Here is a 16,282-nt window from a genome sequence, read left to right on the forward strand (position 1 = left end):
TACCGCGAAAGGCAGTTGTCGCGCCATGTCCCCCACCGCGCCGCACCCGCAACCCACACACTCCCTCCGCGACATACCGGTCGTCGACATATCCGACACCGGACCCGGCCGAACCCCGCTCCAGCAGGTGATGGAGCTGATGCGCGCGCACGGCCCCGTGCTCGTACGACGGCTGCACGGCCGGGACACCCTCTTCGTCGGCGATCTCGACCTGGTCACCGACCTGGCCGACGAGACCCGGTTCGCCAAGGCCGTCGGACCCGCCCTGGAGAACGTCCGCGCGTTCGCCGCCGACGGACTGTTCACCGCCTACAACGACGAGCCGAACTGGGCCAAGGCGCACGACATCCTCATGCCCGCCTTCGCGCTGGGCTCCATGCGCACCTACCACCCCGTGATGCTGCGCGTCGCACGCCGGCTGATCGACTCCTGGGATCGCGGCGCCCGCGCCGGACAGCCCGTGAACATCCCGGACGACATGACCCGCATGACCCTCGACACCATCGGGCTCGCCGGATTCGGCTACGACTTCGGCTCCTTCGAACGCGACGAACCCCACCCCTTCGTCGAGTCCATGGTCCGCTGTCTGGAGTGGAGCATGACCCGGCTCAGCCGCACGCCGGGCAGCGACCACTCGGCGGCGGACGCGGCCTTCCGCGCGGACGCCGACCACCTCGCACAGGTCGTGGACGAGGTGATCGCCGCCCGCGTGGACGCCGGACCGAACGCGGCCGACGCCGGGGACCTCCTCGGACTGATGCTCACCGCCGAGCACCCCGCCGACGGCACCACGCTCGACACCGCCAACATCCGCAACCAGGTGATCACCTTCCTGATCGCGGGCCACGAGACCACCTCCGGCGCGATGTCGTTCGCGCTCTACTACCTGGCCAAGCACCCCGCCGTGCTCCAGCTCGTGCAACGCGAGGCCGACGCGCTGTGGGGCGGCGCCGCGGACCCCGAGCCGACGTTCGAGGAGATCGGGCGGCTCACCTACACCCGGCAGGTGCTCAACGAGGCGCTGCGACTGTGGCCGACCGCCGCCGCGTTCAGCCGGCACGCCCGGGAGGACACCCTGCTCGGCGGCCGGATCCCGCTGCGCGCCGGACAGGCGGTCACCGTGCTCGGCCCGATGCTGCACCGGCAGCCGGTGTGGGGCGACAACCCCGAGCTGTTCGACCCCGCGCGCTTCACGGCGGAGGCGGAGGCCGCGCGCTCCCCGCACGCGTTCAAGCCCTTCGGTACCGGTGAACGCGCCTGCATCGGGCGGCAGTTCGCCCTGCACGAGGCCACCATGCTGCTCGCCATGCTCGTCCACCGCTACCGGCTGCACGACCACGCCGACTACGCGCTGACGGTCAAGGAGACGCTCACCCTCAAGCCCGAGGGGTTCACCCTCACGCTCACCCCGCGCACGACCGCCGACCGCGTCCGGGCGCCCCTGCCCGGCGCCGCCGCCCAGCACCCGGCGCGGGCTTCGGCCGACGCGTCCACCCTGCCCACCCGGGTGCGTCCCGGCACCCGCGCCCTCTTCCTGCACGGCAGCAACTACGGCACCTGCCGCGAGTTCACCGCCTCGCTCGCCGACGAGGCCGCCGGGATCGGCTGCGACACGGAGGTGGCGCCGCTGGACGCGTACACCGACGGGCTGCCCACCGACCGCCCCGTCGTCATCGCCGCCGCCTCCTACAACGGGCAGCCCACCGACGACGCCACCGCCTTCGCGGCCTGGCTCGACACCGCCCCGCGGGCCACCGGTGTGACGTACGGCGTCCTGGGCGTCGGCGACCGCAACTGGGCCGCCACCTACCAGCACGTTCCGGCCCGCATCGACGAGCGCCTCGCGGAAGGGGGCGGCACCCGGCTCCTGGAGCGCGCCGCGGCCGACGCCTCGGGCGACCTGGCCGGCACCGTCCGCACCTTCACGGCCCGGCTGCGCACCGTGCTGCTGGAGCGGTACGGCGACCCGGACGCCACCGACGCGGTGGAGCCCACGGCGGCGTACGAGGTCCGGGCGCTGACCGGCGGCCCCCTGGACGCCCTCGCCGAGCGGCACGGGCTGCTCCCCATGACCGTCACCGAGGCGTACGACCTCACCGCGCCGACGCACCCGCGCACGAAGCGTTTCGTCCGGCTGGCCCTGCCCGACGGCACGACCTACCGCACCGGTGACCACCTCACGGTGCTTCCCGTCAACGACCCGGCCCTCGTCGAGCGGACCGCCACCGCGCTCGGCCTCGACCTGGACACGGTCCTGGACATCCGGGCCACCCGCCCGCGCCGCGACGGCATCGCGGTCGACCGACCCCTGACGGTACGCCAACTCCTCTCATACCACGTCGAGTTGCAGGAGCGACCGACTCCCGAACAGCTCACCGTGCTCGCCGCGGCCAACCCGTGCCCGCCGGAACGAACGGCCCTCTCGGCCCTCGTGGACGACCCGCGCACCCTGGTCGAGGTGTTCGAGGCCCACCCCGCCCTGCGCGGCGTGCTGGACTGGCCGGTCCTGCTCGACCTCCTCACCCCGCTGCGGCCCCGCCACTACTCGGTGTCGTCCTCACCCGCGACCGACCCCGGCCACGCCGACCTGATGGTCTCCCTGCTGGAGGCCCCGGCCCGCTCCGGCCTGGGCACGTACACGGGAGTCGGCTCCGGCCATCTGCACACGGTCAAGCCCGGCGACACCGTCCTCGCCCGCGTCCAGCCCTGCCGGGAGGCCTTCCGGATCGACGACTCGGCGCCGGTCGTGATGGTCGCGGCGGGCACCGGACTCGCCCCGTTCCGCGGCGCCATCGCCGACCGCCGCGCCCGGCTGACCTCGGGAGCCGAACTACCGCCCGCCATCTGCTACTTCGGCTGCGACGCCCCGGACGCGGACTACCTCCACGCGGAGGAACTCCACGCAGCCGAGGCCGCCGGGGCGGTCTCCCTGTGCCCGGCCTTCAGCGCGGCGCCCGTCGACGGTGTGACCTTCGTGCAGCACCGGATCGCCGCCGAGGCGGACGAGGTCTGGGAGCTGCTGCGGGCCGGAGCCCGGGTGTACGTCTGCGGCGACGGCTCGCGCATGGCACCCGGGGTCCGCGAGGCCTTCCGTACGCTGTACCGGGACCGTACGCCGGACGCGGACGAGGCGACCGCCGAGAGGTGGCTGAACGAGCTGATCGCGAACGGGCGTTACGTGGAGGACGTGTACGCGGCCGGGTGATCGAAGGGGCGGGTGGGGCGCATGACGGAGGACTCCTGGGAGCGGGCGCGGCGGATCCTCGCGGCGGCCGGAGTGCCGCCGGAGCGCCTCGCCCGCTGCCGCCCGCTCGACGGCGGCACCTACAACACCGTCGAGGAGCTCCTCCTCACCGACGGCACCCGCCATGTGCTGAAGGTCCCGCCCCCGCAGACCGCCCCGGGCATGCGCCATGAGCGCGAACTCCTGGTGTCCGAGGCGGAGTTCTACCGTTCGGCGGCCACCGTCGACGTACCGGCGCCGCGCGTCGTGGCCACCGGGGACCGTCACCTCCTCATGACGGCCTGCCCGGGCCAGTCGTGGAACGGCACGCTCACTCCTGTCGAACACACCGCCCTGCGTGCGGAGTTGGGCGGCCTGGTGGCCCGGCTCCACCAGGTCACCGGACCCGGGTTCGGCTACCCGTCCGGGGCCCTCGGTCCGCTCGCCCCCGACTGGCGCACCGCCTTCACCACCATGTACGACGCCGTCCTGGACGACGCCCGCCGCTATCGGGCCTGGCTGCCCCGGCCCGTGGACGAGGTCGCCCGCACCGCGAGGGCCGCCTACGACGCCCTGGAGGAGGTCACCACCCCGCGCCTGGTCCACTTCGACCTGTGGCCGGGCAACATCCTCGTGGACCGGCCGGAAGGAACACCCCGGATCGGCGGCCTGATCGACGGCGAGCGCATGTTCTGGGGCGACCCCCTGGCGGACTTCGTCTCCCTCGCCCTCCTCGGCGACATCGAGGACGACACGGCCTTCCTGACCGGCTATCGGAAGGCGGGAGGCCGCGCGGACTTCGATACCGCGGTCCGCCGACGCCTCGCCCTCTACCGCAGCTACCTCTACCTGATCATGCTCATCGAGACCGTGCCCCGCGCCGTGGGTGACGACGATGCCGTCTGGACCCGGAAGGTGGTGGCTCCGCAGCTCGTGGCGGCCCTGGACGACATCGGCCGGCATGGAGCCGGCAGGTCGAAGGGGTGACCTCGTCCCTCGCCTTCGGCTGGACGCGAGCTCCGTTCGAGAGAACACGCGCGTCCAGCGCGAAGGCCGGGACATACGTCAGGCCGCGCTGCGCCTGCGCTCCCCGTGGGCCCGGATGATGTCCGCGTACCGGTGCCCGGTCCCCTTCACCGTGCGCCGCTGGGTCTCGTAGTCGACGTGCACGAGGCCGAAGCGCTTGTCGTAGCCGTAGGCCCACTCGAAGTTGTCGAGCAGCGACCAGGCGAAGTATCCGGCGAGGGGGACGCCCTTGCCGGCCGCCGCGGCACAGGCGGCGAGGTGCTGCTCCAGGTACCGCGTGCGCTCGGGGTCGTCGACGGTGCCGTCGGGGCGGACGACGTCGGGATAGGCGGAGCCGTTCTCGGTGACGTACAGCTTGCGGGCGCCGTAGTCGTCGGTGAGGCGCAGCAGCAGGCGCTCGATGCCGGAGGCGTCGACCTCCCAGTCCATGCCGGTGCGGGGAACGCCCAGGCGGCGCACCGTGCGCACGCGCGGCGCGGGTCCTGAGGGGTCGTCGGCGACGGTGGACGGGAAGTAGTAGTTGAGGCCCAGCCAGTCCAGGGGCTGTGCGATGGTCTCCAAGTCGCCCGGCAGCTCCGGGAGTTCGACGCCGTAGACCTCACGCATGTCCGCAGGGAACCCGCGGCCGTGTACCGGGTCCAGCCACCAGCGGTTGGTGTGTCCGTCCAGTCGGTGGGCCGCCGCGACGTCCTCGGGGCGGTCGGTGGCGGCCTCGACGCTGGAGAGGTTGTTGACGATGCCCACCTGGGCGCCCGGTGCCGCGGCGCGGATGGCCTGCACGGCCAGGCCGTGGCCCAGGAGCAGGTGGTACGAGGCGGGCACCGCGGCCGCCAGATCCGCGAGGCCGGGAGCCATCCGGCCCTCCAGGTGGCCGATCCAGGCCGAGCACAGCGGCTCGTTCAGCGTCGTCCAGTGCTGGACACGGTCGCCCAGACGCTCCGCGACGACCGCCGCGTACGAGGCGAAGTGGTGTGCCGTGTCGCGTGCGGGCCACCCGCCGCGGTCCTGGAGCACCTGCGGCAGGTCCCAGTGGTAGAGGGTGACGGAGGGGGTGATGCCCGCCTCCAGCAGGGCGTCGATCAACTGGTCGTAGAAGTCGAGCCCCTTCGCGTTGACCGGGCCGTCGCCGCCCGGCACCACCCGGGGCCAGGCGATGGACAACCGGTAGGCATTGGTGCCCAGTTGACGCATGAGCGCGATGTCCTCGCGCCAGCGGTGGTAGTGGTCGCAGGCGATGTCCCCGTGGTCGCCGTTGTCGATCTTGCCCGGGGTGTGCGAGAACGTGTCCCAGATGGACGGCGAGCGGCCGTCCTCGGCGACGGCTCCCTCGATCTGGTAGGCCGACGTGGCCGTGCCCCACAGGAAGTCCTCGGGGAGTGCGGCAAGGTCGATGGTCACGGAAGTCCCTTCAGGGGATGAGGAGTCGGTCACTTGACGGCTCCGGCCGTCAGGCCGGCGACGAGGTAGCGCTGGAGCAGCAGGAACCCGGCGACCACCGGGACGCTCACCACGAGCGAGGCGGCCATGATCTGGTTCCAGTACACGTTGTTGAGCGTGGAGTAGCCCTGGAGCCCGACGGCGAGCGTGCGCGTGGCGTCGTTGGTCATCACCGACGCGAACAGCACCTCGCCCCAGGCGGTCATGAAGGCGTAGACGGCGACGGCGACGATGCCGGGGATCGCGGCGGGCACGACCACCCGCAGCAGCGCGCCGAGCGGCCCGCAGCCGTCCACCAGCGCCGCCTCGTCCAGATCGCGCGGCACCGAGTCGAAGTACCCGATCAGCATCCAGATCGAGAACGGCAGGGAGAAAGTGAGATACGTGAGGATCAGGCCGCCGCGCGAGCCGAACAGCGCGATGCCCGTGGCGTTGCCGATGTTGACGTAGAGAAGGAAGAGCGGGAGGAGGAAGAGGATGCCGGGGAACATCTGCGTCGAGAGCACGGTCACCGTGAAGACGCGCTTGCCGCGGAAGCTGTAGCGGCTCACCGCGTACGCCGCGAAGACCGCGATCACCACCGAGCAGACCGTCGCCGCGCCCGCCACGATCAGCGAGTTCACGAAGTACCTCGCCAGCGGGACCGTCGACCAGATGTCGATGTACGGGCGGATCGTCAGCCCGCTCGGCAGCCAGCGGAACTTCCCCGAGACGTCCGCGAGCGGCTTCAGCGAGCTGGAGACCATGACGTAGACCGGTACCAGGACGAAGCCGGTGAGCAGGGTGAGGAAGATCCTGCGGGACCAGAGGAAGGACCGCGGGGGAGCCATCGGCGAGCGGGGCGCCTTCGAGGCGCGGGACGCCGTCTGCGCGGTGCTAGACATCGGCCGTCTTCCTTCCTCGGGAGGTCAGCAGCAGGTAGACGCCCGTCACGACGAGCAGGAAGAGCAGCAGCAGGACCGACATGGCGGATCCGGTGCCGAAGTTCCAGGTGACGAATGACGCCTGGTAGATGTGCACCGAGATGAGGTCCGCGGCCTCCGGAGCGGTCCTGCCGAACAGGACGAACGGCGTGTTGAAGTCGTTGAACGTCCACAGGAAAAGGACCAGCACCAGCACCTGGTTGACCGGGCGCAGTGACGGCAGGGTGATGCGGCGCAGCTGCTGCCACAGACCGGCGCCATCGAGGGCGGCGGCCTCGTACAGCTCCCCGGGGATGTTCTGGAGGCCTGCCATGACGATGAGGAACGCGAACGGCCAGCCCTTCCACACCGAGACGGTGAGCAGGGCGTAGAAGCTGTTGTCGCCGATGAGCCAGAAGGACGGCTTGTCGGTGAGGTGCAGCTGGTCGTGCAGGACGTGGTTCACCAGGCCGTTGTCGTGCTGGAACATGAACACCCAGGTGATGACCGCCGCGTACACGGGCAGCGCGTACGGAACGAGGAAGAGCGCCCGCAGCAGACCGCGGCCGCGGAAGGTGTCCTGCATGTAGATCGCGGCCGCCGTGCCGATCAGCCAGCACAGGCCCACCGACAGCAGGGTGAAGCCGACGGTGACGAGGAACGAGTGCAGCAGCGCCTTGCCGACGGGCGCGCTGAAGTCCACCGACACCTTGTAGTTGTCGAAGCCGGACCAGGGCGCGGTGCCCCAGTCGCGGATGTAGAACTGGGTGAGCTCCTTGAAGCTCATGAAGATGCCGATCACCATCGGCACCAGGTGGACCAGGAGTTCGAGGATCAGGGCGGGCAGGAGCAGCAGATAGGGCAGTGCGATGCGCCGGATCCGCCCGGGGCGGCGCGGCCCGCGCGCCGCCCCGGGGGAGTCCTTGGGCACCGCCCGTTCGCCGGAATCGGCGGAGGCGGCGGTCGTGGTGGTCATGAGGGAGTCAGCGCTCACTTCGCAGGCATCTGCTGCTGGGCCTTCTCGAGCTCCGCCTTCACCGACTCCGTGGTCACCGCACGTCCGGCGGCCGCGTCCGCGAACAGCGCCTTGACTGCCGTACCGACCGTCGTCTCGAACTGGGACTCGTCGGCGACCTGCGGAAGCGCGGCGGCGCTCTTGGCCAGGGTGTCCTTGAGGACCGCGTTCGCCGGGGTGTTGAAGGTGGCGTCCGTCTGGGCCGTCTTCACCGGCGGGATCGAGCTGTACGCCGTGTTGAGGATCTTCTGCTCGGCGTCGCTGGTCATGAACTTCACGAACTTCGTGGCGCCGTCGAGGTTGTGGCTGTTCTTGAAGACGGCCAGGTTGATGCCCGCGACCATCGAGTTGACGTTGGTGCCGGTTCCCGGGGTGCCGGACTGCACGGGGACCGGGGCGATGCCGTACGCGTCGTCACTCATGCCCTGTGACTTGAGATTGGCGGACGCCGACTGCCACAGCAGCATCGCGTTCTTGCCCTTGGCGAAGTCGCTCACGGACTGGTTCTGCGCGTACTCGGCGTTGCCGGGCGCGATGATCTTGTCCTTCGCCATCAGGTCGATGTACTGCTTGACCGCCGCGACCGTGCCGTCCGAGGTGAAGTCCGGCTTGCCGTCGGCGGTGAAGAAGTCGGCGCCGTGCTGCTTGGCGAAGACGAAGACGTGGTGGATGTTCTCCGAGGGGTTCGAACCCTCGGCCCCCAGGCCCCACTTGTCGCCCTTGGACAGCTTCTTGCCGTCGGCGATCAGCTCGTCCCAGGTGGCCGGCGGCTTCGCTATGCCCGCGTCGGCGAACAGCTTCTTGTTGTAGTAGAGCGCGTACGCCATCGAGTACAGCGGGACCGCGGCCGGGTCCTTGCCCTGCGCGCCCGTCGAGCCGAGCGCCGAGTCGACGAAGCGGTCCTTGCCGCCGATCTTGGCGAAGTTGCTCGCGTCCCACGGCAGCAGCGCACCGGTGGCCTGCAACGAGGCGCTCCAGGTGTTGCCGATGTTCAGGACGTCGGGACCCTGACCCGACGTGGTCGCCGTGAGAATCCGGTTCAGCAGGTCCGACCAGGGGACGACCTCCACCTTCACCTTGATCCCGGACTGCTTCTCGAACTTGTCGAGTTCCGGCTGGAGGACCTTCTTGTCGACCTCGATGCTGGCGCCCTGGTTCGAGGCCCAGTAGGTGAGCGTCTTGGGCGAGTCGTTGGACCCACCGCCCGTCGACGAGCCGCCACCACAGGCGGTCACGGCGGTCAGCAGGGAGACGGTGACCGCACCGGCGGCCGCGGCTCGGATTCTGCGCATGGCTGCGTATGTCCCTTTCCCGGAGGAAGAGCCACGAGGGGCGCCCGCGTTCACTTCTCGAACGACCCTCATGTCTTAATTTAGGACGTGAGTTAAGACCCGGAAGAAAGTCGCGTCAAGGGATCGCGCAGGGGTATCTTGCAGGTCGGGCGGGCCGGAAGGGATTCTCATGGCGGTGCGGAACGGGCGAACAGTGCGTGACCTGCGGCGCGGCAATCGCACCGCCGTCCTGCAACGGTTGTATTTCGACGGCCCCATGAGCCGCTTCGAGTTGGGCCCGGCCACCGGCCTGAGTTCCGGTTCCATCAGCAACGTGGTCGCGGAACTCGTCGCGGACGGTCTGGTCGAGGAGGCCGGAAGCGTCGACTCCGACGGCGGCCGCCCGCGCACGTTGCTGCGGGTCGTACCCGGCAGCGGCCACATGATCGGCGTCGACGTCGGCGAAACCCGCGTCCGTGTCGAGCTCTTCGACCTGACCCTCACCGAACTCGCCCGCACGGAGAGGCCGTTGGAGCGGCAGAGGTACGGGGGTGAATGGGCGTCGGAGGGCGATGAGGCGGCCCAGGGGGAGGGGCCGTCTCTGGGCGGCGGACCGTCGTCGAAGCGTCGGGAGTACGACGTCGATGTCATCGTCGGGCACATCCGGGACGGCGTCGCCGAGGTGCTGGACGAGGCGGGCATCGCTCCCGAGCGGCTGCTCGGGGTCGGTATCGGCGTCCCGGGAATCGTCGCCCGTACGCCCGAGGAGGGCGCGGTGGTGCACGGTCAGACGATCGGCTGGGACGCCGTCCCGCTGGAGTCCCTGCTCCGCTCGGCCTGCCAACTCCCCGACACCGTCCCGTACTTCGCGGACAACGGCGCCCGGACCCTGGGCCAGGCCGAGATGTGGTTCGGCGCCGGACGCGGCGCGCGCAACGCGGTCGTCGTCCTCTTCGGCTCGGGCGTCGGCGCCTGTCTGGTCACCGAGGACGTGGAGCACGGCCGCTCGGTGGAGTGGGGCCACCTGACGGTACGGGTCAGGGGGCGCCGCTGCCGGTGCGGTGCCCTGGGCTGCCTGGAGGCGTACGCGGGCGCGGAGGCGCTCCTCGACCGCTGGCGCGAGGAGGGCGGCCGCCCACCCGAGGGAACCGACGAGGAGACCGCGCTCACCGCGATGCTCACCGCGGCCTACCCGGCCGAGGAGGGCGTCGAGCCCGACCCCGTCGCGCTCGCCGTCCTGGAGGAGACCGCCGAGTACCTGGGCGCGGGCCTGTCCGACCTGATCAACCTCTTCCAGCCCGAGCGGATCCTGATCGGCGGCTGGGCGGGCCTCCAGCTCGGCACCCGCTTTCTGCCCGCCGTCCGCCGGTACGCGGCCTCGTACGCCCTGCGCTACCCGGCCGAGCGCGTCTCCATCGACCTCGGCCGGCTCGGCCCGGACGCGGTCACGGTCGGCGCCGCGATCCTGCCGCTCGCCGACTTCTTCGCGCGGGGCGGCCGACGCGCCGAGCCGGTGAGCGAGGGCCCCTCCCCGGCCTGGCGCACCGCCCTGGAGGAGCGCGCCCCGCACTGACCCACGGCCGGGGGTTCACGACATCCGTCTGGTGATCGCGTCCGGAACAACAGCCGCCCTGCCGGCCCGCAGCAGGGCAGGGGCCCCTTGAGATCGTCCGGAGGGCCCCTGCCGTCGCTCCTTACCGCATCACTTGGCGGGCTTGTAGAAGGCGTAGGTGGCGGAGTAACGGACGCTGATCTGGTCGGTACCGGTGCAGGCGGTGGTGGGTGCGACGCCGCCGTGGGTGTCGAGGCGCTGGACGTAGGAGACGCCGGCGAAGACCCCGGTGCCGCGAGTGGCGGTGGACTGCAGGAGAAGCTCGGGGATGGTGCCGGTCTTGGGGGAGTTGGCGATGGCGGCGGCGTTGACCGCGCTGCCGTCCACCGTGGACACCCAGACGGGGCCGCGGGAGTGGAGGGCGACGGGGCGGTGGGAGCGGTCGTTCTTGGCCCACAGGGTGGCGGCGGGTTCCAGCAGCTTCCAGGCGCCGTCGGCGCAGGTGTAGGTCTGGACGCCCGCGGCGGAGAAGACGCCGGTGAGCCGGTTGCCGTCGGGGACCTTCAGCGCGGCGGGAGCTTCGACGCCGGTGCGGGCGGGCTGCGAGGTGGCGGCCTGGCCGACCGTCGCGCTGAACAGCGTGCCGGCGGTCACGGCGACGACAGCTGTCGTGGTGAGGATGAGACGCTTGGCGAGCTTCATCGGGTTTGTCTCCAGAACGTTTTCTGAACGAGGTCGAGTGGCACCGCGGCGGCTGGGCGGGCTGTCGTCGGTGCGCACACGGCTACGCCCTGTTCTTCGGCGTTCTTCGGCCGTGATGGACCGGGCGACAGCCACGGGGTCCTTGGCGGGATCACCGAGGGTCGTTCCCGCCAATACCGGGATCGTCGACGCGATGTCGAGTAGGGAGTATCGCCGTACGGGGTTCGGCTCGACGAGGGTCTATGGGGCACGCGGCCGGGCACACCGCCGCGTACTCGGGGCGTCGGTGCATGTGCCTCAAGACGGGTGTCACTGGCCCTCTGCTGGGAGTGGATGCCCAACGGCCGGGCCGGCTTCGGTGCTCAACAGGTTCGTGTTCCGAGTTCGCCACCACGGCACCAGCTGGACGAGGCCGAACATCACCTCGACGCCGAAGAACAGCCAAAGCAGCCGCATGGCGCCGTGGGCCAGCGCGTACGCCTGCCACGCCGCGAACAGCGTGCGCGCGACGCCGTCGAGCAGTCCGTGCACCGGCAGCGGCCGGACGATGCGCAGGACGGCCCAGACCACCACGACCGAGCCCATCAGATTCGCGTACAGGGTCTGCACCGGGTCGAGTTCGGGCAGGACACCCAGCCCGAGCGCGTTGCCCGACGACGACAGCGCATCGTGCACCAGCGCGTACGTCCAGGGCGTCGCGAAGCCCGCGGTGACGACGAGGTCGTACCAGGCGCTTGCCCGTACGGCGCGGAGATAGGCGGGGCGTTCGGGGACGAGGGTCCGGATCACGATGAGGCTCCAACTGGTCTCGGGGCAGCGACGCCTCACGCTAAACAGTGGAGTACGGTCCAAGGTCAAGCCCGCCGTCCGATGGAGGGACATGCGTATCGGAGAGCTCGCCGCGCAGGCGGGCATGAGCAGAGACACCATTCGGTTCTACGAGAAGGTCGGCCTCGTCACGGGTCGGCGGCTGGCCAACGGTTATCGCGACTTCCCGCCCGAGGCGGTGCCCTGGTTGCAGTACGTCCGCACTGCGCAGACGCTGGGATTCTCGCTCGCGGAGATCGCGCGGCACGGCGAGGAGTTGCGGGAGGCGCCGGACTCCGCGGAGGCGCTGTCCGTGCTGTTCGAGCAGAAGATCCAGGTCATCGACGCCCGCATGGCCGAACTCGCCACCCTGCGGGCCGAACTCGCCACGCGCGTCGACACCGGGTGCCCGTTGCGGGCCATCGGCCGACCGAGCTGACCACGAGGCGGGAGGGCGCACACGCGCAGGCATGACCTCGGGGGTAATCGACCCCGCCCCGGCCCTCCGGAACCATGAAGGACGTACCCACTCGTCCCGCCACCGGATTCCGGGAGGTTTCCCATGCCGTACTTCGAGAGCCCCGTCGATGGCACCCGACTGCACTTCGTCGACTACGGTCCCGCCACCGGGCAGGTCATCGTGTTCGTCAACAGCGCCTACTTCGGCACGGAGATGTGGGAGTACCAGATGCTGCCGCTCGCCGCGGAGGGCTATCGGTGCGTCGGCCTCGACCGGCGCGGCCACGGCCGGTCCGACGACGTGTGGGGCGGGTTCGACCTCGACACTCTGGCTGACGACGTCGACGGGCTGCTGCGCCACCTCGACCTGTCCGGGGTGACACTGGTCGGGCACTCCATCGGGACCGCGGAAGTCGTACGTTGCCTGACCCGGCACGGCGTCGAGCGGGTGGCGAGGGTGGCACTCGTCGCGGGCATGGCGCCCGGGGCCGTACGGTCCGCGGACCATCCGGAGGGCATCGACCCGGGCGTCGTCGAGGCCGGCAACGAGGTCTTCCGCCGCGACCGGGCCGCCTTCTTCGTGGACGGGGCCCGCTCGTTCTTCGCCCTCGACCTCCCCGGGAACGAACTCTCCCCGGCCTATGTGCAGTCCATGATCAACCGCTGTCACGGCGCCACCGCGCGCGGCGGGGCGGCGTTGGGAGACCTCGCGGCCACCCTGAACGTCGCCCCCGAACTGGCCAAGCTCGACCTGCCCGCACTGGTCGTCCACGGCACCCACGACACGTCGGCGCCGCTGGACCTGACCGGCCGCCGGGCGGCCGCACTGCTCCCCAACGGCACTCTCAAGGTCTACGAGAACGCGGGCCACGGCCTCTTCGCCACGCACGCGGAACAACTCGTCGCGGATCTGCGGGAGTTCACGGCCCGCGACTGATGCCCCGGGCGCGTCACGCGAACGCGTTCACCCCGGTCAGCTCCGCCGACAGCGTCCACAGCCGCGCGGCCTGCTCGGGGTCGATCGCGTAGTCGCGTACGCCGGTCCGCTCGCCGTCCGCCGGAGCGACCTCGGCGATGTCGCAGTCCTCGCAGTACACCCCGCCCAGGCCGGCCAACTGGGGTGAGGTCGCGGCCCACACCTGGGTCGCCGCACCCTCCTGGGGCGACTTGAAGCCGGACGGGTTCAGCGGGTTGCCGTCCTCGTCGATCCAGCCGCGCTCCACCATCTCCTCCTTGGCGAGGTGGCGCTGCAGCGGGGTGAGGATGCCGCCGGGGTGGAGGGCGAAGGCCCGTACGCCGGACTCCCGGCCGAGCCGGTCGAGGTGGACGGCGAACAGGACGTTCGCGGTCTTCGCCTGCCCGTACGCCTCCCACTTGTCGTAGCCGGTGCGCCAGTGCACGTCGTCCCAGCGGATCCCCGAGTTGTGGTGAGCGCCCGAGGAGACGGAGACGACCCGCGCGCCGCCCGGCTCGATCGCGGGCCACAGACGGTTAACGAGCGCGAAGTGGCCGAGGTGGTTGGTCGCGAACTGGGCCTCCCAGCCGGGACCGACGCGGGTCTCCGGGCAGGCCATGATTCCGGCGTTGTCGATGACGATGTCGATGGTGCGGCCGGAGGCGAGGAAGCGTTCGGCGAAGGCGCGGACGCTGTCGAGGTCGCCGAGGTCGAGCTCGTCCACCTCAACCCCCTCGATGCCCTCCACCGCCTCCCGGGCCACGTCCGGGCGGCGTGCCGGAACGACGACGTGGGCGCCCGCCTTGGTGAGCGCGCGGGTGGTCTCCAGGCCGAGCCCCGAGTACCCGCCGGTGACGATCGCGAGCTTCCCGGTCAGGTCGACGCCCTGGAGGACGTCGTCGGCGGTGCTGTGGGCGCCGAACCCCGAGCCGATCTTGTGCTGTGCAGTGGTCATGTTCCGACGCTACGGATTAAAGAGCACTCGAAGTCAAGCGGAGGCAGCCGTCCACGGCGGGGGGCAGCAGCGCAGGGCGGGGCCGGGCGGGGCGCCAGACATGAAAAGGCCCCGACCGGACGGGGGAATCTCGGTCGGGGCCGTCTGTGGTGGGCACGGATGGCGGTCACCTCTCGGCGAGAGGCTCCACAGGGCTTCAGCCGAACGATCATCCCTATGGGCAAAAGGTGAGGCCCGGGGACACTGTCCCATCCGCACCCACGGTTGGTTTAACGGGGAACTACCAATGGGTGTTCCCGCGTGACCAGGGCGGGCGCGGTGATCTGCGTCACCCGGAGGGGGCAAGAGGAGCGGACGGTTCTCGGGTCGCCGTACGACTCACGTCTCGGCTCGCCGTACGGCTTCATGCGTCCGGGGGGCTCGGGCGCGGATTTGCTCTCGCTGCCCAGCGTACGCCCGTCAGGTGCTGGTGACACGGGTCGGCGCCGTCCGCGACCGGGTCCAGGCCAGCAGCTCGTCCTCGCTCCAGGTGGTGATCACGCGCTCGGCGGGCACCCCGCACTCCTCGGCCCGCGCGCAGCCGTGGATCTGCCAGTCCAGCTGGCCGGGGGCGTGCGCGTCGGTGTCGATCGAGAAGAGCACGCCCGCGTCGAGCGCCCGGCGCAGAAGCGGGCGCGGTGGGTCGAGCCGTTCCGGGCGGCAGTTGATCTCCACGGCGGTACCGGACTCCGCGCAGGCGGCGAAGACCGCGTCCGCGTCGAACTCCGACTCGGGCCGCCGCCGCTCGGTGAGCAGCCGGCCCGTGCAGTGCCCGAGCACGTCCGCGAGCGGATTGCGTACGGCGGTGACCATACGGCGGGTCATCGACCTGGCGTCCATGCGCAGCTTGGAGTGCACCGACACCACCACGACGTCCAGCGACTCCAGCAACTCCGGCTCCTGGTCGAGCGATCCGTCGTCGAGGATGTCGCACTCGATGCCGGTGAGCAGCCGGAAGGGGGCCCACCGGCGGTTGAGCTCCGCCACCACCGCCAACTGCTCGCGCAGCCGCTCGGGGGACAGGCCCCGCGCCACGGTCAGCCGCGGCGAGTGGTCCGTGAGCACCGCCCACTCGTGCCCGAGGCGCGCGGCGGTCCTGCCCATCTTCTCGATCGGGCTGCCGCCGTCCGACCAGTCGGAGTGCAGATGGCAGTCGCCGCGCAGCAGCGCCCGCAGGTGTTCGCCGCCCTCGGCGAGGGGGCCCGCGGCCTGCTGTTCCAGCGTCTCGAGATAGCCGGGCAGCTGACCGGCCACCGCCTCGCGCACGACCTGCGCCGTCTTCGGTCCGATGCCCTTCAGCGACTCCAGGGTTCCGGCGGCGACGCGCCTGTCGACCTCCCCGGCGGGCAGCGCGGCCAGCACGGCCTCCGCGGTGCGGAAGGCCCGTACGCGATAGGTGGGGGCCTGGGTGCGCTCCAGCAGGAACGCGATCCGGTCCAGGGCCTCGACGGGATCCATCGGCACCACCTTCCGTGAGCTCCCCACCCGTTTCAAGCCCTTCAAGCCTTGCCCAGCCGCCGTCGGCCCGCACGGCGGAGTGTCACTCACCTCGGCCCACTCGCGGGAATCGATCTACGCTCTAGGCATGACCGAAATCTCGAGCCCCCACATCTCCTACCCGCGGGTCATGGTGCTCGGGGTGCAGCCGTGCGACCCGCCGTTTCGGATCGTGGAGATCGACGGGGAAATGGTCGGCGAGGCGAAGTCGATCACCGATGTCCTGACGTTCGCCGGCTCCCAAGGGATCCACATCCACGATCTCGACGACCCGGACGTGGTGCGCTGGGTGGGCGGCGACAAGTTCACCTGGGCGCCGCGCCAGGGCCGGTCCGGCGGATCAGGGCGCTAGGCCCTGTCGTCACATTCCCGTCTGCCCCGCGACGCCATGCACGTACTCTCGCCGCACCGGGCACAGACCCAAGTACATCCAGTACGAGGG

The 16,282-nt window shown here is 70.9% G+C and carries 14 protein-coding genes; 6 read left to right on the forward strand and 8 right to left on the reverse strand.

What is annotated here, in order from left to right; all coding sequences use genetic code 11:
* The first annotated feature begins 25 nt into the window (after window positions 1–25).
* Together KVT44_RS28465 and KVT44_RS28470 are read left to right on the forward strand one after the other, a co-directional pair.
* Entirely contained in the window at window positions 26–3,205 is a 3,180-nt protein-coding gene (locus KVT44_RS28465; protein WP_217569658.1) for a cytochrome P450, read from the forward strand.
* Window positions 3,206–3,226: 21 nt separating this feature from the next.
* On the forward strand, window positions 3,227–4,210 hold the full coding sequence (locus tag KVT44_RS28470; RefSeq protein ID WP_217569660.1) for a phosphotransferase family protein: 984 nt from the start codon (window positions 3,227–3,229) through the stop codon (window positions 4,208–4,210).
* 78 nt (window positions 4,211–4,288) lie between these two features.
* Here KVT44_RS28470 and KVT44_RS28475 read toward each other — a convergent pair whose 3' ends face one another.
* Genes KVT44_RS28475 through KVT44_RS28490 form a run of 4 tightly spaced genes read right to left on the reverse strand, consistent with a single transcriptional unit; the run spans window position 4,289 to window position 8,895 of the window.
* Complete coding sequence (locus KVT44_RS28475) at window positions 4,289–5,647, reverse strand: GH1 family beta-glucosidase (RefSeq protein ID WP_217569662.1); 1,359 nt, start codon at window positions 5,645–5,647, stop codon at window positions 4,289–4,291.
* A gap of 29 nt (window positions 5,648–5,676) precedes the next feature.
* Window positions 5,677–6,570 (reverse strand): carbohydrate ABC transporter permease, encoded by an 894-nt coding sequence (locus KVT44_RS28480; protein WP_099919117.1) that lies wholly within the window; start codon window positions 6,568–6,570, stop codon window positions 5,677–5,679.
* Window positions 6,563–7,564, reverse strand: coding sequence for a carbohydrate ABC transporter permease (locus KVT44_RS28485; RefSeq protein WP_067362593.1), 1,002 nt, complete (start codon window positions 7,562–7,564; stop codon window positions 6,563–6,565). The genes KVT44_RS28480 and KVT44_RS28485 overlap by 8 nt, the downstream gene beginning before the upstream one ends.
* Before the next feature lie 14 nt (window positions 7,565–7,578).
* Complete coding sequence (locus tag KVT44_RS28490) at window positions 7,579–8,895, reverse strand: sugar ABC transporter substrate-binding protein (protein ID WP_099919116.1); 1,317 nt, start codon at window positions 8,893–8,895, stop codon at window positions 7,579–7,581.
* A gap of 169 nt (window positions 8,896–9,064) precedes the next feature.
* Between KVT44_RS28490 and KVT44_RS28495 the strand changes: the two genes are divergently transcribed.
* Window positions 9,065–10,447 (forward strand): ROK family transcriptional regulator, encoded by a 1,383-nt coding sequence (locus KVT44_RS28495; protein ID WP_099919115.1) that lies wholly within the window; start codon window positions 9,065–9,067, stop codon window positions 10,445–10,447.
* Window positions 10,448–10,576: 129 nt separating this feature from the next.
* Here the strand turns inward: KVT44_RS28495 and KVT44_RS28500 are convergent, their stop codons facing one another.
* Both KVT44_RS28500 and KVT44_RS28505 read right to left on the reverse strand, forming a co-directional pair.
* The gene (locus KVT44_RS28500) at window positions 10,577–11,128 is read right to left on the reverse strand and encodes a DUF3455 domain-containing protein (protein WP_217569664.1); all 552 of its coding nucleotides are present in this window, start codon (window positions 11,126–11,128) and stop codon (window positions 10,577–10,579) included.
* Between the two features lie 309 nt (window positions 11,129–11,437).
* Window positions 11,438–11,917, reverse strand: a complete 480-nt coding sequence (locus KVT44_RS28505) for a hypothetical protein (protein ID WP_217569666.1) — start codon at window positions 11,915–11,917, stop codon at window positions 11,438–11,440.
* Window positions 11,918–12,008: 91 nt separating this feature from the next.
* On the opposite strand from KVT44_RS28505, the gene KVT44_RS28510 reads away from it, so the two are divergent.
* Both KVT44_RS28510 and KVT44_RS28515 read left to right on the forward strand, forming a co-directional pair.
* Entirely contained in the window at window positions 12,009–12,374 is a 366-nt protein-coding gene (locus tag KVT44_RS28510; RefSeq protein WP_097223736.1) for a MerR family transcriptional regulator, read from the forward strand.
* Window positions 12,375–12,497: 123 nt separating this feature from the next.
* Window positions 12,498–13,331, forward strand: coding sequence for an alpha/beta fold hydrolase (locus KVT44_RS28515; protein ID WP_217569668.1), 834 nt, complete (start codon window positions 12,498–12,500; stop codon window positions 13,329–13,331).
* A gap of 13 nt (window positions 13,332–13,344) precedes the next feature.
* Here KVT44_RS28515 and KVT44_RS28520 read toward each other — a convergent pair whose 3' ends face one another.
* A complete protein-coding gene (locus tag KVT44_RS28520; RefSeq protein WP_217569670.1) occupies window positions 13,345–14,304 on the reverse strand; it encodes an SDR family NAD(P)-dependent oxidoreductase in 960 nt (319 codons plus the stop codon).
* A 459-nt stretch (window positions 14,305–14,763) separates the two neighbouring features.
* The gene (locus KVT44_RS28525; protein WP_217569672.1) at window positions 14,764–15,801 is read right to left on the reverse strand and encodes a PHP domain-containing protein; all 1,038 of its coding nucleotides are present in this window, start codon (window positions 15,799–15,801) and stop codon (window positions 14,764–14,766) included.
* Window positions 15,802–15,928: 127 nt separating this feature from the next.
* Between KVT44_RS28525 and KVT44_RS28530 the strand changes: the two genes are divergently transcribed.
* Window positions 15,929–16,192 carry a hypothetical protein gene (locus KVT44_RS28530; RefSeq protein WP_054233491.1) on the forward strand — a complete coding sequence of 88 codons (264 nt, stop codon included), beginning with the start codon at window positions 15,929–15,931 and terminating at the stop codon, window positions 16,190–16,192.
* Window positions 16,193–16,282: the final 90 nt, after the last annotated feature.

Origin of the sequence: Streptomyces sp. GbtcB7 (genome assembly GCF_019091445.1) — a bacterium.
Classification (GTDB): Bacteria; Actinomycetota; Actinomycetes; order Streptomycetales; family Streptomycetaceae; genus Streptomyces; species Streptomyces mirabilis.